This is a genomic window from Sphingomonas oleivorans (genome assembly GCF_003050615.1).
Classification (GTDB): domain Bacteria; phylum Pseudomonadota; class Alphaproteobacteria; order Sphingomonadales; family Sphingomonadaceae; genus Sphingomonas_H; species Sphingomonas_H oleivorans.
The window spans coordinates 69,696-92,666 of the sequence record NZ_NWBU01000015.1; the positions used below are offsets into that span (position 1 = coordinate 69,696).

Genomic DNA, 22,971 nt, shown 5'->3' on the forward strand with positions numbered 1-22,971 from the left:
GTCAGCCCACCCTTTCCGCCGTCTCGCCCGCATAATGGTTGGCATCGACCCGCTCCACCAGCCCGTCGCGGAAATGGACGACGGTGCGGGCATAGGCAGCCATGTCCGGCTCATGCGTCACCATCAGCACGGTGATGCCGCTCTGCCGGTTGAGCCCGGTCAGCAATTCCATGATCTCGATCGACCTTTCGGTATCGAGATTGCCGGTCGGCTCGTCGGCGAGCAACACGTCGGGCTGGGTGACGATCGCGCGCGCGATCGCCACGCGCTGCTGCTGTCCGCCCGAAAGCTCGGCCGGCGTATGATCCCACCATTGGGCAAGGCCGACCTTCTCAAGTGCTGCCATGCCCACCTCGCGCCGCGTCTTGCGATCCTCGCCGCGATAAAGGAGCGGCAGCTCGACATTTTCGAGCGCGGTGGTGCGCGCGAGCAGATTGAAGCCCTGGAAGACGAAGCCGAGATAGCGGCGGCGCAGCAGCGCGCGCTGATCCCGGTCGAGCGCCTCGACATGATGGCCGTGGAACAGGAAATGCCCGCTGGTCGGCACGTCGAGGCAGCCCAATATATTCATCGTCGTCGACTTGCCCGATCCGGACGGGCCCATCACCGCGACGAAATCGCCCCGGGCGATGTCCAGATCGACGCCCTTCAGCGCCTGGAACATCGCCCCGCCCGATCCGAACGTCTTGGTGACACCGCGCAGCCGGATCAGCGGATCAGCCATTGGCGCCCCGCTGCCCGCCGCGCTGACCGCCACCCTGACGCTGTCCGCCGCCACCGGCCCCGCCGGCGAACTGGCCGGTGATCACCTCCATTCCGGGCTTCAGCTCCTCGCTCGTCACCTCGGTCTGGCTGCCGTCGCTGTCGCCCACCGTCACCCGGATCGGCTGCGGATCGCCGTCCGCGCCGACGACATAGACGCTTTGCCGGCTGCCGCGCCCGATCGTCACCTCGCGGGCCGCACTGCCGCCGCGCCGGCCGGGGCGGCGCGGGATGAGCACGCTGGTAACGCCGCCGCCGCCGCCCTGACGCGCCGCCCGCTCGGGCGAGAAGCGCAGCGCCGCATTGGGGACGAGCATCACATTCTGCTTTTCCATCGTCACGATATCGGCCGTGGCCGTCATGCCGGGGCGCAGCATCAGGTCCGGATTGGAAAGCGACAGTACGGCGGTATAGGCGACGACCGTATTGGCAGCGGCGCTGCTGGTCGAACTGGTCGTACTGCCCGTGGCATTGGCGCCGACATCGACCCGCTCGATCCGCGCGGGGAAATCACGGCCCGGAAAGGCATCGACGGTGAAGGCCGCGCGCTGGCCCGCCCGGACCTGGCCGACATCGGCCTCGTCCACCTTCGCTTCCAGCTTCATCCGCGAAAGATCCTCGGCGATCAAAAACAGCACGGGCGCGTTCAGCGAGGCCGCGACCGTCTGGCCGGGTTCGACGCGGCGGGACAGCACCACGCCATTGACCGGCGAGCGGATCGAGGCCTTACTGAACTGCGTCTGGTCGGACGAAAGCTGCGCGCGCGCCTGCGCGACCGAGGCTTCGGCCGATCGCACGCCCGCCACCGCGCGCTGATAAGCGGCACGCGCCGTATCGAGCTCGGTGGCGGACGGCACCTTGCCGCCCGAGAGGCGATAGACCTGCTGCAGCCGGTTGAGCGTCGCGCGCGTCTCGTCGACGGTCGCCTCAGCGGTGCCGACGCTCGCCTGCGCCACCTGAAGCGAGGCGAGGCTCTGGTTGATCGCATCCTGCAGCCTCGACGTATCGAGCCGGGCGAGCACCTGCCCTTTCATGACCCGGTCATTATTGTCGACCAGCACTTCGGCGATCAGGCCGGAAAGCTCGGAGCCCACTTCCACCTGATTGGTCGGCTGGAGATTGCCCGTGGCCGATACGGTGACGGTCAGCGCGCCGCGCTCGACGGGCCGCGTGGCATAGGCCGCCGTCTGGCCGCCGCCGAAGAAGCGCGAGGAAATCCACAGAATCGCGATCAGGCCGATCAGGATCAGCGCCCAGCGTATGTAGCGGCTCCGGCGCGAGGGCGGCGTCGCGCCGAGGAAATCGTCAAGCTCGGCCTGATCGGGAACGGTGGTGGCTTGATCCATCATGGCCTCGTCATGGTAGCAGCGGCGCGTTCAGCGGAGGAGAGCGCGGTCGCGGGCATCGGCGCCCCCTCCCAGCCGCCGCCGAGCGCCTTGTAGAGCTGAACGGTCGCGGTAGCGCGATTGGCCCGCGCGGTGGCGCGATTATCCTCGCTGGAAAGCAGGCTGCGCTCGCTTTCGAGCAGCGCCTGAAAGTCGATCAGCCCCGCGCGATACTGGCTGCGCGCGAGGATCACGGCGTTGCGCGCCGCTTCGTCCGCGACGATCAGCGCCTGCTCGCGCTGCTCGGCGGCGGTCAGCGACTGGAGCGCATTCTCCACTTCCTCCAGCGCCAGCAGCACGGCCGAGCGATAGGCGGCGAGCGCGGCATCGGTCGAGGCGCGCTGCCCCTCGATCGCGGCACGGATCTGCCCGCCCTGGAAGATGGGTGCGGTGATGCCCGCAACGAGATTGCCGATCGAGCTGCTCAGCACGTCACCGATATTGGTGGCGGATCCGCCGAACGTGCCGCTGAGCCTGAGCGCGGGATAAAGCTGCGCCGTCTCCACGCCGATCCGCGCGGTTTCGGCCGCGAGCGTGCGCTCGGCCGACGCGATGTCGGGCCGGCGCTGGAGCATGTCCGCCGGAATGGCGGCGGACAGCGCGGCAGGCGCGATCGGCACGGCGCGCACGGGATCGATCGTCGCGGTGACGGCGCCGGGTGCCTCGCCCAGCAGTACCGCAATGCGGTTCACCGCCGCGACATAGCTGGTGCGGAGCGCGGGAATGCTCGCTGCCGTCTGCGCGCGAAGCTGCCGCGCCTGTTCCAGATCGAGCGAACTCACAAGGCCAGCCTGCACCCGCCAGCCGACGATTTCCACCGTCTCGTCCTGCGAGGCGAGATTGCGCTCGGCGATCGCCAGCCGCGCCTGCGCCAGCCGCGCGTCGAGATAGTTGAGCGCGATTTCGGACGCGACCGTGATCTGCACGTCGCGCAGATCGGCCTCGCTCGCCTGCGCGCCCGCCCGCGCTGCCTCGACCGAGCGGCGGATGCCGCCGAATATGTCCGCCTCATAGGCAGCATCGAAACTGCCGCGGAAGATGGTCGTGTCGCCGCCGCTCGTGCCGATCACCTGGCCCGTGGTCGGATCGAAGACGCTGTTGCTGTCCCGCCCGATGCTGCGCGAGGCCGATCCGCTGACGGAGGCGCTGGGGAGCAACCCGCCGCGCGCGCTGCGGAGCGAGGCGCGCGCCTGCCTGAGCCGCGCGCCCGCTGCATCGATATCGAGATTGGCGGCAAGCCCGCGCTCGACGAGGCCGGTCAGCACCGGATCGCCGAACGCCGCCCACCAGCGTGCGACATCCACCTCCCCCACCGTCTGCGGCCGTGCGGCGCCGAAGGACTGGGGGAGCTTGAGGTCGCCGGCGGATGGTGGCCGATAATCGGGCCCCACGGCACAGCCGCCAAGCAGCGTCAGCAGCAGCAAGGCGCGGGAAGCCGGGGCGGTGATCGTCATAAGAGCTGCCTCTAAACGCGAATCATGTCCGCGGATTTCAGCCTTGAAACAGAAAAAGGGCGGCCGGGAAAACCGCCGCCCGCCCCCTCCCGCCGACGGGAGGGGACTTGCAGGACGAAAGGAGCCTATTTGACGCCCATCTCGGTCAGCAGCCGATCGGCGCCATCCACCTTCTCCATATTCCAGAGCATGTAGCGGCTGTCGACATGGATCGATCGGGTGATGACGGGATCGAATGCCCAGTTGGAAATCACGCCCTCGATCGTCCCGTCGAACAGCAGGCCGACAAATTCACCCTGCGCGTTGAGCGTCGCCGATCCGCTATTGCCGCCCGTCGTATCGACCGTCGAAAGATAATTGACCGGAACCGTGCCCAGCGCGGGCGCGGCATAGCTGCCATAATCCTTCGCCTTGATCGCGGCGAGCTGCTTTGCGGGCGCGTTGAAGGGCTCGCGGCCCGTATCCTTCTCGACAATCCCTTGGAGCGTGGTGAAGGGCGACCAGCTCATGCCGTCGCGCGCCTTGCCCGTCACCTTGCCATAGGTGAAGCGCAGGCTGCCATTCGCGTCGGGCGCGATCGCCCGGCCCTGCGACTCCGCATAAGCGAGCATGCCCTTCATATATTCGGCCCGGGCCTGCTGGTCGCGTCCCTCCAAATCCCTCGCCGCGTTGCGCGCCGCGACATCGCCCGGCCACATCGCCACCGCGAGCCGGATGAAGGGATCGTCGGACGCCTCGAAGGCGGCGGCCGGCTTGTCGAGCCAGGCAAGGCGCGTCGCCGTGTCGCCGAGCTTGCTGTCCGCATAGAGACGGTCGAGCCCGATCTCCTTCAGCTTCGCCTCGAACGCCGCGTCGCGCTTGTCGGCCGGGATCAGCGCATATTCGCCCAGCGCCTGTTCCAGGATGATGCGGTCCACGCGCGGATCGAAACGGCGCTCGATCTGCGTCAGCCGCTCGACGGTCTGCGCGCGGTCGCGATCCTGATAGCCGGCGTCGCGCCCGGCATCGGGCTTCTCGCGTTCCTTGGCCCAGCGATAGGCGGTGCGCGCCGCGAGCAGCAGTTGCGCGCGGTTGAGCGCGCTCTTGCGCAGGTCGACAAGCTCCTGCGCATTCGCTTCGGCGACGATCCGGTCGAGCGCCGCGGCGGCCGCGCCATAATCCGCCTGCCGGGCCGGATCGGCGGCGATCCAGGCCCGATAGGCCTGCTCCTCGGCCGCCTTGCGGCCCGCCAGACCTATCGCCTCGGCGCCCGCAAGCTGGCCGGCCGTATTCTTCTTGTAATTGTCCGCGCTCCGGAGCGCCGAGGCATATTTGATCGTCGCCCCCCTGTCGCCCGCCGTCGCGCGGACGATCGTATCCGAATAGTCGGACAGGAATTTCTGGAAGGCGGGAAAATAGGTCTCGAAATTGAACTTCGCCTCTTCCGCCGTGCGGTGGCGATAGGTCACGCCCGGAAAGCCCGCCACCATCACGAAATCGCCGTCGTTCAGCCCCTGCTTCGCGATCTTGAGGAAGGATTTAGGGCGATAGGGCACATTATCCTTCGAATAAGGCGCGGACGATCCGTCCTTCGCGACATAGGCGCGATAGAAGCCCCAGTCGCCGGTGTGGCGCGGCCACTGCCAATTATCGACCTCGCCGCCATAATTGCCGATCGCGCTCGCCGGCGCATAGACCAGCCGGACGTCCTTGATCTCGAGCTGCTGCTGCAGGAAATAAGTGGCGCCGCCATAATAAGCGCGCACGTCGCAGCGGCGGCTGGCCTGCTTCTCGCATTCCGCGATCAGCGCCTTGCGGTTGGCCTCGATCCGCTCATAGCGGGCAAGGCCCGACATCCTGTCCGTCAGCCCCCTCGTCATCGCCGAGGTCACGTCGCGCAGATCCTCGATCACGAAGATGCGCGTGCCGGGCGCGCCGGGCACCTCGTCGGCGAGGCTCGGCGCGAGGAAACCGTCGGTCAGATAATCCTGGCCGGGCTTGGAATTATACTGGACCGAGCCATAGACGCAGTGATGGTTGGTCACGACCAGCCCCTCGGGACTGACGAAGGAGGCAGAGCAGCCGCCGAGCGAGGCGATGGCGTTGAGCGGCGCGGCCTTCGGATTGGCGAGCAGCGCCGGATCGATCTGAATCCCTTCCTTGCGCAGATCGGCGGCGATGCTCGGCGCCTGGCTCGGCAGCCACATGCCCTCGGCGGCGATCGCCGGAGCGGCGGTGCCGAGCATCGTCGCAGCAGACAGGGCGGCCATCAGCCGGCGGCGGGAAAAATGCGATGAAAAGAGGATATCGGGCACCAGATGCTCCCATCTCGGCAGGACGGCCGAGCACCGCCCCGGCCCGCCAGGACGGCGGGATGATGCCCGTTCCTAGCCCAAGGACGGGAAAGCGTGCGAGAGTCTTTTCAGACGGTGGCCCGAGTCATGCGTTGCGGCAGTCAGGGCTGCTGCGGTTCCCCGGCGCGGAACGAGCGTTCCAGCCGGTGGAACAGGCCATGCGCCGGGCTGTCGGGCGGCACTTGCGGGCCGATGCCACGATCGATTCGCCGCGCCCGCTCATAAAGGTCGATCGTCGCCTCGATCATCTCGCGCGCGACGGGTGGCAGGGTGGCGACCAGATCGGCGTCGCTTTCCGGGGCCTCGCCCAGCGTGCCGGACGGCGCATCGGCGGTAAGTTCCCCCACCTCCGTCGCGCGCCGGTTGAGCAGCCAGGCGAGCACCTGCATCAGCCGGGTCGTCGCCTTCAGCGCCTCGCAGGAAAAGGCCACCTGCATCGCCGGCGCCAGCGTCTCGCGATCCTGCGCGCCCCGTTCGTCGAAATAAGCGCGCGCCTCATCCGCCAGCAGCATCGCCTCGGTATAGAGCGCGTCGATCAGCCGGGTCGTCAGCTTCAGTTCCTTGGCGCCTTCGGCCATATTTGCCTTTCTCGGGCCTGCCCTCCTTGGATCCCACGCCAGAATGCCACAGCCGGCCATCGGGGAGAATGGCAAAAGAAGGTGAACGAGCCTCTCTTGAAGCGCCCTGCCGCACACCTATCTGCCTCGTCGATGGCAGCCGTCGCCGGGTTCGGGGCGGCCGCCATCATGGCCCGGCGGAAGCCCGCGGGCCTTTTGTTCGATCGCTTCGAAGAAAGGATTGATCTTTGCGTACCCTCGATTTCACCCCCCTGCTGCGCTCCTCGATCGGTTTCGAGAATCTGAACCGGCTGGTCGATTTCGCGACGCGCGGCGAAGGCGACACCTATCCTCCCTATAATATCGAGAAGATCGGCGACGGCGCCTATCGCATCTCGATGGCCGTCGCCGGCTTCACCCGCGACGAGCTCGACCTCACCGTGCAGGACAATGTGCTGATCGTCACCGGCCGCGCCAATGAAGCGGAAGGCCAGGAGCGCCAGTTCATCCATCGCGGCATCGCCAAGCGCGCCTTCGAGCGCCGCTTCCAGCTCGCCGACACGATCAAGGTGACGAACGCCGGCTATGAAAATGGCCTGCTCAACATCGAGCTCGTCCGCGAGATCCCCGAGCATAAGAAGCCGCGCCGCATCGAAATTGGCGGCACCGAGCCCGCCCGGACGATCGAGGCGACCGCCGAGACGCAGCCTGCGGAACGTGAAACCGCATAAGGCGCGATGATCCCGAAGGACCGGCCCCCATGCGGGCCGGTCCTTCAACGGCGGGACCTTTGCGCAATCCACATCGTCATGCCGAACCTGTTTCGGCATCCACCCATCATCCACGCCGTCGCGCAGGCTTCATGGTGGACCCTGAAACAGGTTCAGGGTGACGATGGACTTGTGCCAAGCCCCGTCAACGGCTCAGGCGATGATGTCGGGGATCAGCTGATTCTGGAGCTGCGCGATCTCGTCCTTGAGCTTGAGCTTGCGCTTCTTGAGCCGCGCAAGCTGGAGCTGATCGGGCGAGGATGTGAGCGCCATCACCTCGATCGCCGCGTCGAGATCGCGATGTTCCTGCCGCAGCAAGCCGATGCGCCGGATGATCTCCGCTTCGTCCACCCGCGCCGTCTCCCCTCACAAAATCCCTTGGCCGAGCGTTAAGGGCAATGCGCCCATCGCTCAAGGCTCACGCGTTGCCGCCTTCTCCACGCCCCGTCGCCACCCCTTCTCGCCCGGTCGATTCATGGCGATTTTGTGACGCGACAACAGCCCGGGATCATGATCTAATGGCCTTCCCTCAATCGGAGACGAGAGGAGCTACCCTATGGAAAATTCCCATTGTTCCGCATTGTTGGCCAAGCATGCTGGCCTGGACGCCCGACTCGCGGCTGAAAACAGACGCCCCGCGCCCAATGACATGCTGATCGCGACGCTCAAGAAGCAGAAGCTCAAGATCAAGGAAGCGTTGGTGCAGCATAATCTCGTAACCAGTTCCAGATAGCAGCTTTTCCGCCGCGCGCTCTCCGGGCGCGCGGTGAGTATCCGCAAGAACCAGCCTTTTCCACACGAACCGTGCTCACCCCGAGCGCAGCGATGCAATGCGGGCGGGAGTTCGTTCTAGCGCTGTCCCTGCCGGCGCATATAGGCTGCGGGCTTCGTCGGCACCGGCTGCCGTCCGTCCATCACAGATTTACTCACCAGCCTGGGGTCGATCCGCCGGTCGAAGGCGACGCCCAGCCGCCCAGCCGCACCCGTCCAGGCGATCCGCCCCGACACCGGGCCCACGCCGCGCAGCTCCACCTCGATCGCCTCGCCGGGCACGAAGCTGCCGTCGCCCTCGGCCATCAGGCCGCCGCCCGAAATATTCCGCACGGTGACCGGCACAGCCGCGCCGCCGGGCCGTTGCATCGTCGCTGCCAGGAATATGCTCTCACGCGGCTCGCTGCGCGCATCGCCGATAGCTGTAGCGGCATCATCGCCGCCGAAGATGATGAAGCGTTCCACCGCCCCGTCTCCACGTTGAACCCGTTGGAGACGGTAACAGGAAAAAGTGAGCGATGCATTAACCATGTTGCAGCGCAACCATTGCCGCGCGCGCCATGCCGGCCCCGGCCTCCCAGGCCCCAAAAGCCTTCTCCCCAAGGCTGGCCAAAGGCCCGGCAGGCATAGCGGCCCGCCGGACGCTATTCGTCGCGGGAGACCTTCTCGTTGCGCTCGTGACGCTCCTGCGCCTCGACGGTCATGGTCGCGATCGGGCGCGCTTCCAGCCGGCCGAGCGAGATCGGCTCGCCCGTCACCTCGCAATAGCCATATTCGCCTTCCTCGATGCGGCGCAGCGCGGCGTCGATCTTGGCGATCAGCTTGCGCTGCCGGTCGCGGGTGCGGAATTCGATCGACCAGTCGGTCTCGCTCGACGCGCGATCGGTGATGTCGGGCTCGCGCAGCGAGTCGGTCTGGAGCTGGGCGAGCGTACCCTTCGCCTCGCGCAGGATCGACTTCTTCCATTCCAGCAGCTTGGCCCGGAAATAGGCCTGCTGCCTGGGCCCCATAAACTCTTCGTCCGGATACGGCCGATAATCCGGGTCCAGCACGATCTCCGTGCCTTTCGGGTCAGCCACGTCACTTACCGCCGTCGCCATATCTGCCTCCGCTACTTACCCGAGCAAATATGGCGCTTTACCACCATATCGGCCCGCCCCGCGCGGGCTATACCGACCGGCAGGGACGTGCACAAGACGGTAAGCTTTCCCCTATTCCCCAACATCACCAAGTCATTATTGCCATTTCGACAGACAAAAACGGCCGTCCCGCGAGGGACAGCCGTAAATGTTGCATGTCCATTACGGACAGGTTTCTTGTCAGTTCGTCAGTTGCGCGCGGTCTGCCCGCCATTGCCTGCAGCCTTGGTGGCGGCGTCCAGCTCGGCCGCGCTCAGGCCGATCATCAGCCCGCTCGGCCCCTTCGCGAAAGCCGTCTTGGGAAGGCGAACCTTCGCCGTGCTGGTTGCCACGGTGGCGAACTCGCCCTCGACCTTCTCGATCGTACCGAGCGGGGCTCCGGTCTTGTCGTTGACGGCGGCGCCCTCGGCGATGGCAGCGGCGGTATCCGCCTGCGCCTTGGCCTGCGCACCGGAGGCGGCGGCATCGACCTCGGCCTTGGTCATGGCGATCACCAGCCCATCGGGGCCGCCCCCGAACGAGGTCAGCGGCAGATTGACCTTGCTGTTGCCCGTCGAAAGCGTGGCGAGATTACCTTCCACCTTCTCGATCGTTCCGACCGCGCCGCCCGACGTGTCCTTCACGCTGGCGCCGACCGTCACGTTCGCGCTCTGCGCAAAGGCCGGCGCGGCGAACGCCGCCATGGCGGCCATGCCCGCGACAATAGCCTTGAAACGCTTCATTCCATTGCTCCCTCATTGCCCAATGCCCTGTGTCGCATCTGTTAATGCGGGGCGCGGCGGATGGTCGCCCCTATGATGGACGAACCGGGCCAAAGATGGGGTGAGGCGACCCGAAGCTATTGCTGCGCCGCGATGATCTTCTCGATTTCATCCACTGGATGGCCCGTCAGGTCCTTGGCGATCTCGGCGGCGAGGCGGCGCTCCACCTCCTTGTGATAATGTTTGCGCAACTCGCCCAGCATCCTCGGCGGCGCGACAATCACCAGCCTTTCATATTCCCCGCTGAGCGCGCCCTGCTTAAGCAGCTCCGCCGTCTCGGCGGCGAAGCGCTCCTCCTCGAGTTGGTGAAAATCCGTCTCGGCATAGGCGCTACGCTCCGATCCGACACTGGCGAAGGCACGGCCCGGCTCGTCGCTCTTCTGATCGCGATCGGGCGGATTAATATGCTCCTGCGCGCTGACGACAGTGAGTTTGGGGAAATCGGCGTCACCGTCATTGCGGAAGAAAAGCATCTTGCGGCCGTCCGCGACCATGACGAAGCTGTTATGGGGCAGGCGCATAAGCGGGCTCCTTCGGCGTCCACATCGTTATCGACAGGCAACGCGCCGATATCCGTTCCGGTTGCGCTCCGGTTGCGGCTTGCGTGGCCGCGCGCGCGCCGCCATAGCCCAGCCCATGCATGACATCCGCCTGATCCGCGACGATCCCTCCGCTTTCGATGCCGCGCTCGCCCGCCGGGGGCTGGAGCCCCGTGCCGCCGAACTCGCGGCACTGGACGAGCGCCGCCGCGCGATCGCGACCGAGCTTCAGGCCGCGCAGACACGCCGCAACGAAGCCTCCAAGGTGATCGGCCAGGCGAAGGCGCAACGCGACGAGGCGACCGCCCAGGCGCTGATGGCCGAGGTCGCGACGCTCAAGGAGCGCATGCCCGCGCTGGAAGCCGAGCAGGCGGAGGTTTCAGCCGCGCTCGATGCCGCGCTCGCCGCCATCCCCAACCTCCCCGCCGCCGACGTGCCGGACGGCGCGGACGAGGAGAGCAATGTCGAGATCGCCCGCTGGGGCGAACCCACGGCCTTCGACTTCACGCCCCGGGAACATCCCGACTTCGCCGGCCCGCTCGGGCTCGATTTCGAGAGCGCGGCCGCCATTTCGGGCGCGCGCTTCGTCGTGCTGCGCGGCGGCGTCGCGCGCCTCCACCGCGCGCTCGCCCAGTTCATGCTCGATCGCCAATCGCTCGAGAACGGCTATCAGGAGACGGCGCCGCCGCTGCTCGTGCGCGACGAGGCGCTGTTCGGCACCGGCCAGCTCCCCAAATTCGCCGAGGATCTGTTCCGCACCACCGACGGCCGCTGGCTGATCCCGACCGCCGAGGTGAGCCTCACCAATCTGGTGCGCGAGCAGATCGTGGACGAGAGCGCGCTTCCGCTGCGCTTCACCGCGCTCACCCCCTGCTTCCGTTCGGAGGCGGGCGCCGCCGGGCGCGACACGCGCGGCCTCATCCGCCAGCATCAGTTCGACAAGGTCGAGCTGGTCGCCATCGCCACGCCCGAGCAATCGGAGGCGGAGCATGAGCGGATGACGGCGGCGGCCGAGGGTATTCTCCAGGCGCTCGGCCTGCCCTATCGCAAGATGCTGCTCTGCACCGGCGACATGGGCTTTTCGGCCGCCAAGACCTATGATCTCGAAGTCTGGCTGCCCGGCCAGCAGCGCTATCGCGAGATTTCGAGCTGCTCCAATTGCGGCGATTTCCAGGCCCGCCGCATGGCCGCGCGCTATCGCCCCGCAGGCGAGGCGAAGGGCACGCGCTTCGTCCATACGCTCAACGGCTCCGGCCTCGCCGTCGGTCGCACGCTCGTCGCGGTGCTCGAAAATTATCAGCAGGCGGACGGATCGGTTCGCGTGCCTGAAATCCTGCGGCCGTACATGGGCGGCCTCGAAACGCTGGAGCCGGCCTGATGCGCATCCTGCTGACCAATGACGACGGCATAAACGCCCCGGGGATGAAGGTCCTCGAGGCGATCGCGCGGCGCCTGTCCGACGATATCACCATCGTCGCGCCCAATAGCGAGCAGTCCGGCGCCGGCCATTCGCTCACCCTCACCCGCCCCGTCCGCCTGCGTACGCTGGGCGAGGGGCGTCACGCCGTCGCGGGCACGCCCACCGATTCGGTGATGATGGCGCTGGCGCTGATCATGAAGGACAATCCGCCCGACCTGATCCTCTCCGGCGTCAATCGCGGCGCCAATCTCGCCGAGGACGTGACCTATTCGGGCACCGTCTCCGCCGCGATGGAAGGCGCTCTGGCCGGCGTCCGCTCGATCGCGCTGAGCCAGGTCTATTCCAGCGAAGGCATGGGCGACGAGGTGCCCTTCGATGCCGCCACCGCCTGGGGGGAGAAGGTGCTGCGCCCGCTGCTCGATGCGCCCTGGGCGCCGCGCACGCTGGTCAATATCAATTTCCCGCCTGTGCCGGCCGACGAGGTGCGTGGCATCCGCGTCGTCAATCAGGGCCTGCGCGATTATGGCCGGCTCAAGATCGATCATCGCGTCGATCCGCGCGGCTATGACTATTATTGGCTCAATCTCGGCATCGTGCCGCACACGCCGACGCATTCGACCGATCTGGAGGCGATCGCGGACGGCTATGTCGCGGTGACACCGCTCCATCTCGATCTCACCCATGGCCCCTCGCGGGACGTGATTTCGGAGCTTTATCGCTGATGTCCGCCCGGCGGGCCGCTCCGCTCGTCGCGGCCCTGCTGCTCGCCGCCTGCGTCGCCGATCGCTCGGCCAAGCCGCCTCCCGCCGCCGGCCCCACACGCATGCCGGCCGAGGCCTCGCCCCGCCCGCCCGCGCGCAAGCCCGCGCCGAAACCCACGACCAAGCCCAAGCCGGCCGCGTCCAAGCCGAAGCCCAGGCCAGCGGCCCCAAAGCCCGCTCCCACGAAGCAGCCGCCTGCTGCCTGGGAGACGCGCAGCGTCACCGCCAATGCAGTGGACGTTCCCGCCTCCACCTACACGGTCGTCGCGGGCGACACTCTGCGCCGCATCTCGGACAAGACCGGCGCTTCCTCGGAAGGGATTGCGCGCGCCAACGGCATCGGCGCGCCCTTCCTGGTGAAGCTCGGCCAGCGGCTCAAAATCCCCGCCGGCCGCTATCATCGCGTCGGCAAGGGAGAGAGCGGCATCGCCATCGCGCGCACCTATGGTGTCGATTGGTCGCGCATCGCCACGCTCAACGCGCTCGAGGAACCCTATATATTGCGCGATGGGCAGCGGCTGCTGATCCCCAGCCGGGCGGAGGTCTCCGCCATGACGATGGAGCAGCGCGCCGCCGCCTTCACCATCGATATCGACGATCTCGTCACCGGCGGCGAGCCCGCGCTCGCGCGCAACGCCGCGCCCGCGCCGCCCGTCCGCACCGCCCGGCGCACCTTGCCCTCCAGCGCCGCGCTCGCCGAGCCAAGCAGCTTCGCCGGCCGCTTCGTCTGGCCGCTCAGCGGCCGGATCATCCGCCCCTTCGGCCCGCTTGCGGGTGGGCAGCGCAATGACGGGATCAATATCGCCGCGAAGCTCGGCGATCCCATAATGGCCGCCTCGGACGGGGTGGTCGCCTATGCTGGCAACGGGCTCGCCGCCTATGGCGGGCTGGTGCTGATCCGCCATGGCGATGGCTGGCTCACCGCTTATGGCCATGCCGACGAGCTGCTGGTAAAACGCGGCCAGTCGGTGAAGCGCGGCCAGCTTATCGCGCGCGCGGGCGAAAGCGGCTTCGCCACCCAGCCGCAGCTCCATTTCGAGATCCGCCAGGGCCGCAAGCCCGTAAATCCCCTCCCCCTGCTCCCCCGGCCAAGTTGATCCGCCGCCCGCGCCTGCCCCGTCTCCTCCCCGAGGATGCCGCGCTCCGCCGCCGCCCGGCACTGTCCGTCTGGACGTCGCTGGGCTTGCGCATCATTCTCGCGCTGGCGCTGATCTGCATCGCGCTGGCGGTCCACTGGCTCGATCGCGCCGGCCTGCGCGACAATGTGGACGGGCATATCAGCCTGATCGACGTGATGTATTTCACGATGATCACCGTGACCACGGTAGGCTATGGCGATATCGTGCCGGTGAGCGACCGGGCGCGGCTGTTCGATACCTTTCTGCTCACGCCGATCCGCCTGTTCATCTGGATCATCTTTCTGGGGACTACCTATGATTTCCTCATCAAGCATGGCTGGCAGCGGCTGCGCATGCGGATGATCCAGTCGCGCCTTCACGACCATGTCGTCGTCGCCGGCTATGGCACCAGCGGTTCCGAAGCGGTGCGCGAGCTGATCGCGCGCAAGACTCAGGCCGAGGAAATCGTGGTGATCGACGAGCGGCCGGCCGCGCTGGAGGCGGCGGAGGCCTGCGGCGTCAATATCCTGGGGGGCGATGCCACGCGCAACGCCACCCTGGAGGCGGTCCGCATCGCCAATGCCCGCGCGCTGATCGTGGCGGCGGGGCGCGACGATACGTCGATCCTGATCGTGCTCACCGCCCGCCGGCTCGCGCCCAATATCCCGATCAGCGTGGTGATCCGCGCCGAGGATAATGAGGCGCTCGCCCGCCAGGCCGGCGCCACCACCGTCATCAATCCGGCGAGCTTCGCCGGGCTGCTGCTCGCCGGATCGACCCATGGGCCGCATATCGCCGATTATCTGGCGGACCTTGCGGCGGTCGAAGGGCGGGTCGCGCTCCATGAGCGGCCGGTCGCGGCGGAGGAGGTGGGCAAGCCGCTTTCCGCCATCGCCACGGGGCTGGGCGTCCGCCTCTATCGCAATGGCGAAGCGCATGGTTTCCGCGACGAGGAAGCGAAGCGGCTGGAGGCGGGCGACCTCATCGTCGAGATCGTGCCGCGCCGACATCGCTGACGCGCAACGTCCCCCTCGCAAAATCCGGCGCGATCCACTATGTGGCGCGCTCCCATGGCAACGAAACTCCCCACTCCGCCGAAGGTCGGCATGGTCTCGCTCGGCTGTCCCAAGGCGCTGGTCGATAGCGAACGCATCCTCACCAAGCTCCGCGCGGACGGCTATGCCATGTCGCCGGACTATGAGAATGCCGATGTCGTGCTGGTCAACACCTGCGGCTTCCTCGATTCCGCCAAGGAGGAATCGCTGGAGGCCATAGGCGAAGCGATCGCCGAAAATGGCCGCGTCATCGTCACAGGCTGCATGGGCAATGAGGCGGAGGTGATCCGCGCGCGTTTCCCCGACGTGCTCGCCGTCACCGGCCCGCATCAATATGAGGCGGTGGTGGGCGCGGTGCATGATGCGGCGCCGATGCCGCCTTCCGCCTTCCTCAATCTCGTGCCCGAGCGCGACTTGAAGCTCACGCCCCGCCATTACAGCTATTTGAAGATTTCCGAAGGCTGCAATCATCGCTGCAGCTTCTGCATCATCCCGTCCATCCGGGGCGATCTCGTCAGCCGCCGGCCGGACGCGATCCTGCGCGAGGCGGAGAAGCTCGTCGCCGCCGGCACCAGGGAGCTTCTGGTCATCAGCCAGGATACCTCCGCCTATGGCCTCGACCTCAAGCATCAGAGCTGGCCGTGGAAGGGCGAACCCGTCCGCGCGCACATGACCGATCTGGCGCGCGAGCTGGGCAAGCTCGGCGCCTGGGTGCGGCTCCATTATGTCTATCCCTATCCGCATGTGGATCAGGTGATCCCGCTGATGGCGGAAGGGCTGATCCTCCCCTATCTCGACATTCCCTTCCAGCATGCCGCGCCAAGCGTGCTGAAGGCGATGAAGCGCCCCGCCAATGACGCCAAGGTGCTCGAACGCCTCCGCGCCTGGCGCGCGATCGCGCCCGACATCGCGGTCCGCTCCAGTTTCGTCGTCGGCTTCCCCGGCGAGACGGAGGCGGATTTCCAATATCTGCTCGACTGGCTGGACGAGGCGCAGCTCGACCGGGTCGGCGCCTTCCGCTTCGAGCCCGTCGAGGGTGCGGCCGCAAACGCGCTCCCCGGCGCGGTGCCGGAAGAGGTGAAGGAAGAGCGCTATGCGCGCCTGATGGAGAAGACCGCCGCCATCTCCGCCGCCAAGCAGCAGGCCAAGATCGGCCGCACGCTCGACGTGATCATCGACGTGGTCGACGATGAAGGCGGCGCCACCGGCCGCTCCAAGGCCGACGCGCCCGAAATCGATGGCGAGGTCCATCTGCGCGACGCGCAGGGCCTGGCGCAGGGCGATATCGTGCGGGTCGAAATCGAGGATGCCGACGAGCATGACCTGTTCGGCGTGCCGCTGAACGCCTGATCGGCCCTTATCTCGGGATATGCCGCGCCCGGCCGGGGTGACGAAGCGGACATCGATCGGCTAAACCGTGGCGATGACCGATTTCGCTCCCCTTCTCGTGCCCGACAAGGGCCAGCACGCCCATATCCTCTATCCCGTGCGCGCCGCCGGTTTCGAGGAGTGGTTGGCCGGGCAGCCCGAGCGCAGCCGCGCGATCGTTGCCGCCAGCCGCTTCAAGGGCAAGCCGGGCGAATTCCTCATCATCCCCGGCAACAAGCCCGACGAATGGAATGCCGCCGTCGGCGTCTCCGAAACGCTGGGCCCCTGGGATCTCGCCCCCGCCGCCGCGAAGCTGCCGGAGGGCAGCTACAGGTTGGCCGATGGCGTGCCCGGCATCGCCGCGCTCGGCTGGCTGCTCGTCCATCACCGTTTCGATCGCTACCGCCGCGATCCCGATCCGATCCCCCAGCGCACGCTCGTCACTCCCGAACCCGCGCGGATCGACGAGACGGTCCGCCTCGCCCAGGCGGTGGCGCTCGTCCGCGACATGGTCGATACGCCCGCCGCCGATATGGGGCCTGCCGATCTCGCCGCCCTGGCGGAGAAGATCGCCGCCGAACATGGCGCCGCCTTCTCCGTCACGCAGGGCGATGCATTGGCGCAGGGCTATCCGATGGTCGCCGCCGTCGGCCGCGCCGCCACGCGCGAACGCGCGCCGCGCCTGATCGAGCTGATATGGGGCAAGGGGGGCGCCGATCATCCCCGCATCGCCATCATCGGCAAGGGCGTCTGCTTCGATTCGGGCGGTCTGGATATCAAGCCTTCGGCCGGCATGCTCCTGATGAAGAAGGATATGGGGGGCGCCGCCCATGCGCTGGCGCTCGCCCGGCTGGTGATGCAGGCGAAGCTGCCGGTCACGCTCCACCTCCTCATCCCCGCGGTCGAAAATGCCGTCTCCGCCGACGCCTTCCGCCCCGGCGACATTTTGCGCGCACGCACCGGCAAGACGGTGGAGATCGGCAATACCGATGCCGAGGGCCGGCTGATCCTGGCCGATGCGCTGGCCCGCGCCGTGGAGGAAAAGCCCGCGCTGATCCTCGATTTCGCGACGCTCACCGGCGCCGCCCGCGTCGCGCTGGGGCCGGAGCTGCCCGCGCTCTTCGCCAATGACGATGCGCTCGCCGCCGATCTGCTCTCCGCTGCCGAGGCCATATCCGATCCGCTGTGGCGCATGCCGCTGTGGAAACCCTATGTGGAAATGCTGAAAAGCGAGGTGGCGGACATCAACAATGCCGGCAGCGGCGGTTTCGCCGGCGCCGTTACCGCCGCGCTGTTCCTGGCGGAATTCGTGGCCGACGACATCCCTTGGGCGCATCTCGATACCTTCGCCTGGCGCCCCGCCGCCAAGCCCGGACGGCCCAAGGGCGGCGAGGCGCTCGGCCTCAGCGCGGCCTGGGAAATGCTGCGCCGTCGCTTCGGCTGACCCTGCCGCACATGAATCGCATCACCCATGAAACGATAGTGCGTCCCGCGTGTTTTTCCGCCGACGGAGATGGGTTTTTCCTCTCTCCGGGAAAAGAGGCGGCAGGATTTATGATCCACGATGGTTCATTGTCGGGATGGATGCAGACGCTGGTAGGCTATGTACGCTCCGGGCAGCCCGACCTCACCAACCGGCAGATGGCGCTGCTGCTGCTCGTTTATATGACTCCCGGCCCGCATACGGTGCGCGGGCTGGCACAAAGCCTGGGCGTGTCGAAACCGGTCGTCACACGCGCCTTGAATACGCTGGGCGCGCTCGGCTATCTCCGCCGTGAGCGCGACGAGGCCGACCGCCGCAACATCTTCGTCGCGCATACCGAAATGGGAGCGCATTTTCTTGAAGGGTTCGGAGGCCTTATCGACGGCAGCATGCCGGAACACGCGCTCGACAAGGCGCCTGCAACCGCCCACTGAGCGGTTTCGACTCGACGGGCCGACGCGTGCCCTCGATCCGCGCGTCCATGCCGTCCGCCGCGACATTGCCGATATCGCGCTCGCCGGCCTGCTCTTCGCGCCCCATTATGCCCAGCCGCTGCCGCGCGCCTGCGCCGCCGCCTCGGCGATGCTGCGCACAGCACCCGCCGAGGATGCCGAGGCCGTATCGCAACTGCTACGGGGCGAGCGCTTCGATGTGCTCGACATCGCAGGCGGCTGGGCCTGGGGCTATTGCGTGCATGACGATTATGTCGGCTATGTCCCGACGGACAGCCTGAGCGAGCCCGCGCCCGCCGACCATATCGTCACGGCGCCCTCCGCCCTCCTCTTCTCCCGGCCCGACATAAAGTCCCCCGTCCGCGCCGTCTGGCCGGTCGGCGCGCGCTTCGCGGGCATCGCCAGCGATGCCTTTGTCGAGACGGAGCAGGGCTTCATCCACCAGCGCCATGCTGCCCCGCTCACTACCATCGCCGCCGATCCCGTCACGGTCGCGGAATCGCTCCTCGGCCTGCCCTATTTGTGGGGCGGACGCGGCGGCGACGGGATCGACTGTTCGGGCCTCGTCCAGCAGGCGCTCGCCCGCACGGGCCATGCCGCCCCCCGCGACACGGATCAGCAGCGCTCCGCCATCGGCGAGGAGATCGCCGAGGATGCCCCCCTCCGACGAGGAGACCTGATCTTCTTTCCCGGCCATGTCGGCCTGATGGTCGATGGGACGCGGCTGATCCATGCCAATGCGCATTGGATGGCCGTCACCGTCGAGCCGCTCGCCGATGTCGTCACCCGCCTCCTCCCCAATCACGACCGGCCGATATTGGCCCGTCGCCGGATAACATCATGACCACGAAGATCTTCATCGACGGCGCCGTAGGCACCACCGGCCTCGAAATTCGGGACCGGCTTTCCGGCCGCGCCGACCTCACGCTCATCACCCTCCCCGAAGTACAGCGCAAGGATGCCGCCGCGCGCGCCCATGCGCTGAACGAAGCGGATATCGTCATTCTCTGCCTGCCCGACGATGCCGCGCGCGAGGCCGTCTCGCTGGTCGAGAATCCCGACACGCGGATCATCGACGCGTCGACCGCGCACCGAACCGATCCCGCCTGGATCTATGGCTTCCCGGAACTCGAGCCCGGCCGCACGGCCGCGCTAGGCAGTGCCAAGCGCGTCTCCAATCCCGGCTGCTATCCCACGGGCTTCCTGGCGCTCGTCCGCCCGCTGGTCCGCGCCGGGCTGGTGCCCGCCTCCCATCCGTTCAGCGTGAACGCCACGTCGGGCTATTCGGGCGGCGGCAAATCGATGATCGCGGCCTTCGAAGATCCCGCGGATCCCAATGCGACGGACACCGCCTTCCGCCTCTATGCTCTGGGCCTAGGTCACAAGCATGTGCCGGAAATGACGGTGCATGCCGGGCTCGATCATGGCCCGATCTTCTTCCCCGCCGTCGCGCGCACCTATCGCGGCATGCTGGTGGAAGTGCCGCTGCACCTCCATCTCCTGCCCGGTACGGTGAAGGCCGCCGATCTGCGCGAGGCGCTGCACGAGGCCTATCGCGGGCGCCCGCTGGTGCGCGTGCATGATACGCAGCCCGGCTTCCTGACGCTCGAGCATGCGGCCGACAGCGACCGGCTCGAACTGTTCGTCTTCACTGACGAGAAGGCCGGGCAGGCGCGCCTGGTGGCCGCGCTCGACAATCTCGGCAAGGGCGCGGCTGGCGCCGCCGTCCAGAATCTCAACCTGATGGCCGGCGTCGGCGAAACCGAGGGCCTGAGGCTTTAAGCGACTTATATCGCCTTATATCGCCTTATATCGCCGCGCTCACCCCAAGCTTGTCGAAGGGTGAGCGCGGTTGGACATTTGGAACCCGTCATGCCGAACTTGTTTCGGCATCCACCCTTCATCCGCACCGTTGCACAGGTTTCGAGGTGGACCCTGAAACAAGTCCGGCGTGACGATGCTCTTGCGCAAAGGTCCCGCCTCCACGGCTTGACGGGACGTTACATCTCTCCGCGCGCGCGGCGGATCGCATAATAACGCTGCACATTCGCCTGATGCTGCCCCAGCGTCTCGGCGAAGACATGACCGCCCTTGCCGTCCGCCACGAAATAGAGCGCGTTGGATGGCGCCGGATCGAGCACCGCCGCGATCGATTCCCGCCCCGGATTGGCGATCGGCCCCTCGGGCAGCCCGGCGATCGCATAGGTATTATATCCGTTGATCGCATCGAGCTCGGAACGGCGGATGCGGCGGCCGAGCGGCTTGCCCTTGGTGATCGGATAGATGGTCGTGGGATCCGCCTGCAGCCGCATGCCCGTACGGATACGGTTGGAATAGACCGCCGCCACCATCCGCCGTTCGGAAGGCACGCCCGTTTCCTTCTCGACGATGGAGGCGAGGATCACGGCATCCTTCTTCGATTTGACGATGGTGGCCGGCTTGCGTGCCTTCCACAGCGTGTCGACCGTCTCGCTCATCGCCGCCTGCATGCGCTTCAGCACCGCGGCGCGCGGTTCGCCGCGCTCGAAGCTGTAACTGTCGGGCAGCACCGATCCTTCGGCCGGCACTGCGACCGGACCGGTCAGCAACGGCTCGGCCATCAGCTTCTCATGCACCAATATGGCGGGCATGCCCTCGGGGATGGTGACGAGCCGCTGCACCGTCTTGCCCGATTGCAGCAGCTTCAGGATATCGGCGCCACTCGCGCGCGCCGGTACCTCATATTCGCCCGCGCGGATCGGATCGTCCGAACCGAACCAGCGCGCGAATTTCAGGAAGTTGGTGGTGGATCGGATCGCGCCCGCCTTTTCCAGCGAACGCGCGGCGGCGGCGAGGCTCGATCCCTTCTGCACCACCACCGTCACCGGCGCCTCGTTCGGCCCCGGCCCGGTCCAGCCGCGCGTCATATAGACGATCGCACCGCCCACCAGCGCGATCGCTATTCCGAGGACGATGAACAGCCGCCCCAGGCGGGACGAGGAACGGCGGCGACGCTTGCGGGCCATGCTATTTCTCTCCGTGAGAGGTTCGGCGGTTCCCGAAACCTTCAACCGTCGCCCCTGCTGCAAAGGCGATCAATCGACCGCCTTCATCACCAGGCTGGCATTGGTCCCACCAAAGCCGAAGCTGTTGTTGAGCACCGCGCGTACCCGCCGCTTCTTCGCGACATGCGGCACCAGGTCGACGCCCGCCACGCCCTCGCTCGGATTGTCGAGGTTGAGCGTCGGCGGCACGATCTGGTCGCGCAGCGCGAGGATGCAGAAGATCGATTCCACCGCGCCCGCACCGCCCAGAAGATGGCCGATAGCGGACTTGGTCGAGCTCATCGACACATCCGCCATCGCATCGCCGAACAGGCGGCGGACCGCGCCCAGCTCCAGCTCGTCGCCGAGCGGGGTCGAGGTGCCATGCGCATTGATATAGTCGATGTCGGCCGGCGACATGCCCGCCTTCTTGAGCGCCATCTCCATCGAGCGATAGGCGCCCGAGCCTTCCGGATGCGGCGCCGTCACATGATAGGCGTCGCCCGACAGGCCATAGCCCACCACCTCGGCATAGATTTTGGCACCACGCGCCTTGGCCCGCTCATATTCCTCGAGCACGACCACGCCCGCGCCCTCGCCCATCACGAAGCCGTCGCGATCCTTGTCATAGGGGCGCGAGGCCTTTTCGGGCTGGTCGTTGAACGCGGTCGAAAGTGCGCGCGCCTGGGCGAAGCCGGCAATGCCGAGCGGGCAGATCGCGCCCTCGGCGCCGCCCGCCAGCATCACGTCCGCATCGTCGAGCGCGATCATCCGCGCGGCGTCGCCGATCGAATGGGCGCCCGTCGAGCAGGCGGTGACGACCGCATGGTTCGGCCCCATCAGCCCATATTTGATCGAGACCTGGCCCGAGACGAGGTTGATCAGCCGGCCATGGACGAAGTGCGGCGAGACGCGGCGTGGGCCCTTCGCGGCCAGCACCAGCGATTCGCTCTCGATGCCCGGCAGGCCGCCAATGCCCGATCCGATCGAGATGCCCGCGCGCAACCGTTCGGCCTCGGTCATCTCGGTCAGGCCGGCATCCTCGATCGCCTGGCCGGCGGCATCGATGCCATAGACGATGAAGGGATCGACCTGGCGCTGGACCTTGTGATCGACGCGCTTGTTCGGATCGAAGCCATATTCATGGTCGGCCGGCTTCACCTCGCAGGCGATGCGGCACGCCTGGTCGGACGCGTCGAAGCGGGTGATCGGGCCTGCGCCCGATTTGGAGGCGAGGATATTGGCCCAAGCGGTCTCGACGTCCGCGCCGAGCGGCGTCACGAGCCCCAATCCGGTTACGACCACGCGGCGCATGGCATTCTCCTGCAACTAGTCAATCTCGGCCGCGAACGGCCCGGAACGGCAAAACGGCCCCCCGAACCCAAGTCAAGCCGGGGCCGGGAAGCCGTCATCTGCCAATCGGCTGGATAAGCCGGGCCGCCCTGCGGGGCGGCCGGCCGATCAGCCCTTGTTGGTCTCGATGTAGGTGATGGCATCCTTGACGGTCGCGATCTTCTCGGCCGCGTCATCGGGGATTTCCACGCCGAACTCTTCCTCGAAAGCCATCACCAGCTCGACGATGTCGAGGCTGTCGGCGCCCAGATCGTCGATGAAGCTGGCTTCCTCGGTCACCTTCTCGGCCTCGACGCCGAGATGCTCGACGACGATCTTCTTAACGCGCTCGGCAGTCTCGCTCATACAATCAACCTTTCCTGCAATTTCTTGGGGCCGCCCTAGCCAAGCGCCGTGGCACTGGCAAGCATGTGTTGTTCCGCATCCGGCCTATCGCCTCCCCGGATCGCTCTGCGCGAACATGGGGG

At 67.1% G+C, this 22,971-nt stretch carries 24 protein-coding genes; 11 read left to right on the plus strand and 13 right to left on the minus strand.

Translation table 11 applies throughout. The features are described 5' to 3' along the window. Position 1 precedes the first annotated feature (1 nt). The 5 genes from CLG96_RS15315 to CLG96_RS15335 form a co-directional block, all read right to left on the minus strand. Entirely contained in the window at positions 2 to 724 is a 723-nt protein-coding gene (locus CLG96_RS15315) for an ABC transporter ATP-binding protein (RefSeq protein ID WP_107969268.1), read from the minus strand. Next, a complete protein-coding gene (locus CLG96_RS15320) occupies positions 717 to 2,111 on the minus strand; it encodes an efflux RND transporter periplasmic adaptor subunit (RefSeq protein ID WP_107969144.1) in 1,395 nt (464 codons plus the stop codon). Before CLG96_RS15320 ends, CLG96_RS15315 begins: the two co-directional genes overlap by 8 nt. Next, positions 2,108 to 3,601, minus strand: a complete 1,494-nt coding sequence (locus CLG96_RS15325; protein ID WP_107969146.1) for an efflux transporter outer membrane subunit — start codon at positions 3,599 to 3,601, stop codon at positions 2,108 to 2,110. The genes CLG96_RS15320 and CLG96_RS15325 overlap by 4 nt, the downstream gene beginning before the upstream one ends. A 125-nt stretch (positions 3,602 to 3,726) precedes the next feature. Next, positions 3,727 to 5,895 carry a S46 family peptidase gene (locus CLG96_RS15330; protein WP_243395819.1) on the minus strand — a complete coding sequence of 723 codons (2,169 nt, stop codon included), beginning with the start codon at positions 5,893 to 5,895 and terminating at the stop codon, positions 3,727 to 3,729. 140 nt (positions 5,896 to 6,035) lie between these two features. After that, positions 6,036 to 6,512, minus strand: coding sequence for a DUF1465 family protein (locus tag CLG96_RS15335; RefSeq protein WP_107969150.1), 477 nt, complete (start codon positions 6,510 to 6,512; stop codon positions 6,036 to 6,038). A 227-nt stretch (positions 6,513 to 6,739) separates the two neighbouring features. Here CLG96_RS15335 and CLG96_RS15340 point away from each other — a divergent pair, with 227 nt between their 5' ends. Then, positions 6,740 to 7,222 (plus strand): Hsp20 family protein, encoded by a 483-nt coding sequence (locus tag CLG96_RS15340; protein WP_107969152.1) that lies wholly within the window; start codon positions 6,740 to 6,742, stop codon positions 7,220 to 7,222. 192 nt (positions 7,223 to 7,414) lie between these two features. Here CLG96_RS15340 and CLG96_RS15345 read toward each other — a convergent pair whose 3' ends face one another. Beyond that, positions 7,415 to 7,612: a YdcH family protein gene (locus CLG96_RS15345; RefSeq protein WP_107969154.1), complete on the minus strand. Its 198-nt coding sequence runs from the start codon at positions 7,610 to 7,612 to the stop codon at positions 7,415 to 7,417. A 205-nt stretch (positions 7,613 to 7,817) separates the two neighbouring features. Here CLG96_RS15345 and CLG96_RS15350 point away from each other — a divergent pair, with 205 nt between their 5' ends. After that, positions 7,818 to 7,994 (plus strand): YdcH family protein, encoded by a 177-nt coding sequence (locus CLG96_RS15350; protein WP_107969156.1) that lies wholly within the window; start codon positions 7,818 to 7,820, stop codon positions 7,992 to 7,994. A 116-nt stretch (positions 7,995 to 8,110) separates the two neighbouring features. On the opposite strand, the gene CLG96_RS15355 is transcribed toward CLG96_RS15350, so the two are convergent. From CLG96_RS15355 to CLG96_RS15370, 4 genes are all read right to left on the minus strand, one after another. Beyond that, complete coding sequence (locus tag CLG96_RS15355; protein ID WP_165799672.1) at positions 8,111 to 8,497, minus strand: PilZ domain-containing protein; 387 nt, start codon at positions 8,495 to 8,497, stop codon at positions 8,111 to 8,113. A 179-nt stretch (positions 8,498 to 8,676) separates the two neighbouring features. After that, positions 8,677 to 9,132, minus strand: a complete 456-nt coding sequence (gene dksA / locus CLG96_RS15360) for an RNA polymerase-binding protein DksA (RefSeq protein WP_107969160.1) — start codon at positions 9,130 to 9,132, stop codon at positions 8,677 to 8,679. A 227-nt stretch (positions 9,133 to 9,359) separates the two neighbouring features. Continuing rightward, positions 9,360 to 9,893: a hypothetical protein gene (locus CLG96_RS15365; protein ID WP_107969162.1), complete on the minus strand. Its 534-nt coding sequence runs from the start codon at positions 9,891 to 9,893 to the stop codon at positions 9,360 to 9,362. 116 nt (positions 9,894 to 10,009) lie between these two features. Beyond that, on the minus strand, positions 10,010 to 10,453 hold the full coding sequence (locus tag CLG96_RS15370; protein WP_107969164.1) for a host attachment family protein: 444 nt from the start codon (positions 10,451 to 10,453) through the stop codon (positions 10,010 to 10,012). A 115-nt stretch (positions 10,454 to 10,568) separates the two neighbouring features. Between CLG96_RS15370 and serS the strand changes: the two genes are divergently transcribed. The 9 genes from serS to argC all read left to right on the plus strand — a co-directional run bounded on the left by serS (position 10,569) and on the right by argC (position 19,910). Next, complete coding sequence (gene serS, locus CLG96_RS15375; RefSeq protein ID WP_107969270.1) at positions 10,569 to 11,849, plus strand: serine--tRNA ligase; 1,281 nt, start codon at positions 10,569 to 10,571, stop codon at positions 11,847 to 11,849. Further along, the gene (gene surE, locus CLG96_RS15380; RefSeq protein WP_107969166.1) at positions 11,849 to 12,613 is read left to right on the plus strand and encodes a 5'/3'-nucleotidase SurE; all 765 of its coding nucleotides are present in this window, start codon (positions 11,849 to 11,851) and stop codon (positions 12,611 to 12,613) included. The genes serS and surE overlap by 1 nt, the downstream gene beginning before the upstream one ends. Beyond that, positions 12,613 to 13,749, plus strand: coding sequence for a M23 family metallopeptidase (locus CLG96_RS15385; RefSeq protein ID WP_107969168.1), 1,137 nt, complete (start codon positions 12,613 to 12,615; stop codon positions 13,747 to 13,749). Before surE ends, CLG96_RS15385 begins: the two co-directional genes overlap by 1 nt. After that, complete coding sequence (locus CLG96_RS15390; RefSeq protein ID WP_107969272.1) at positions 13,749 to 14,786, plus strand: potassium channel family protein; 1,038 nt, start codon at positions 13,749 to 13,751, stop codon at positions 14,784 to 14,786. Before CLG96_RS15385 ends, CLG96_RS15390 begins: the two co-directional genes overlap by 1 nt. 54 nt (positions 14,787 to 14,840) lie before the next feature. Further along, positions 14,841 to 16,175 carry a 30S ribosomal protein S12 methylthiotransferase RimO gene (gene rimO / locus CLG96_RS15395; RefSeq protein WP_107969170.1) on the plus strand — a complete coding sequence of 445 codons (1,335 nt, stop codon included), beginning with the start codon at positions 14,841 to 14,843 and terminating at the stop codon, positions 16,173 to 16,175. Positions 16,176 to 16,248: 73 nt separating this feature from the next. Continuing rightward, positions 16,249 to 17,637: a leucyl aminopeptidase family protein gene (locus CLG96_RS15400; RefSeq protein WP_107969172.1), complete on the plus strand. Its 1,389-nt coding sequence runs from the start codon at positions 16,249 to 16,251 to the stop codon at positions 17,635 to 17,637. Positions 17,638 to 17,777: 140 nt separating this feature from the next. Further along, on the plus strand, positions 17,778 to 18,110 hold the full coding sequence (locus tag CLG96_RS15405) for a MarR family transcriptional regulator (RefSeq protein WP_107969174.1): 333 nt from the start codon (positions 17,778 to 17,780) through the stop codon (positions 18,108 to 18,110). After that, entirely contained in the window at positions 18,034 to 18,972 is a 939-nt protein-coding gene (locus tag CLG96_RS15410; protein ID WP_423828207.1) for an NlpC/P60 family protein, read from the plus strand. The genes CLG96_RS15405 and CLG96_RS15410 overlap by 77 nt, the downstream gene beginning before the upstream one ends. Next, a complete protein-coding gene (gene argC / locus CLG96_RS15415) occupies positions 18,969 to 19,910 on the plus strand; it encodes an N-acetyl-gamma-glutamyl-phosphate reductase (protein WP_107969176.1) in 942 nt (313 codons plus the stop codon). The genes CLG96_RS15410 and argC overlap by 4 nt, the downstream gene beginning before the upstream one ends. Before the next feature lie 218 nt (positions 19,911 to 20,128). Here the strand turns inward: argC and mltG are convergent, their stop codons facing one another. From mltG to CLG96_RS15430, 3 genes are all read right to left on the minus strand, one after another. After that, the gene (gene mltG, locus CLG96_RS15420; protein WP_107969178.1) at positions 20,129 to 21,133 is read right to left on the minus strand and encodes an endolytic transglycosylase MltG; all 1,005 of its coding nucleotides are present in this window, start codon (positions 21,131 to 21,133) and stop codon (positions 20,129 to 20,131) included. 69 nt (positions 21,134 to 21,202) lie between these two features. Beyond that, entirely contained in the window at positions 21,203 to 22,465 is a 1,263-nt protein-coding gene (gene fabF / locus CLG96_RS15425; RefSeq protein WP_107969276.1) for a beta-ketoacyl-ACP synthase II, read from the minus strand. Between the two features lie 147 nt (positions 22,466 to 22,612). Continuing rightward, positions 22,613 to 22,849, minus strand: coding sequence for an acyl carrier protein (locus CLG96_RS15430; RefSeq protein WP_107969180.1), 237 nt, complete (start codon positions 22,847 to 22,849; stop codon positions 22,613 to 22,615). Positions 22,850 to 22,971: the final 122 nt, after the last annotated feature.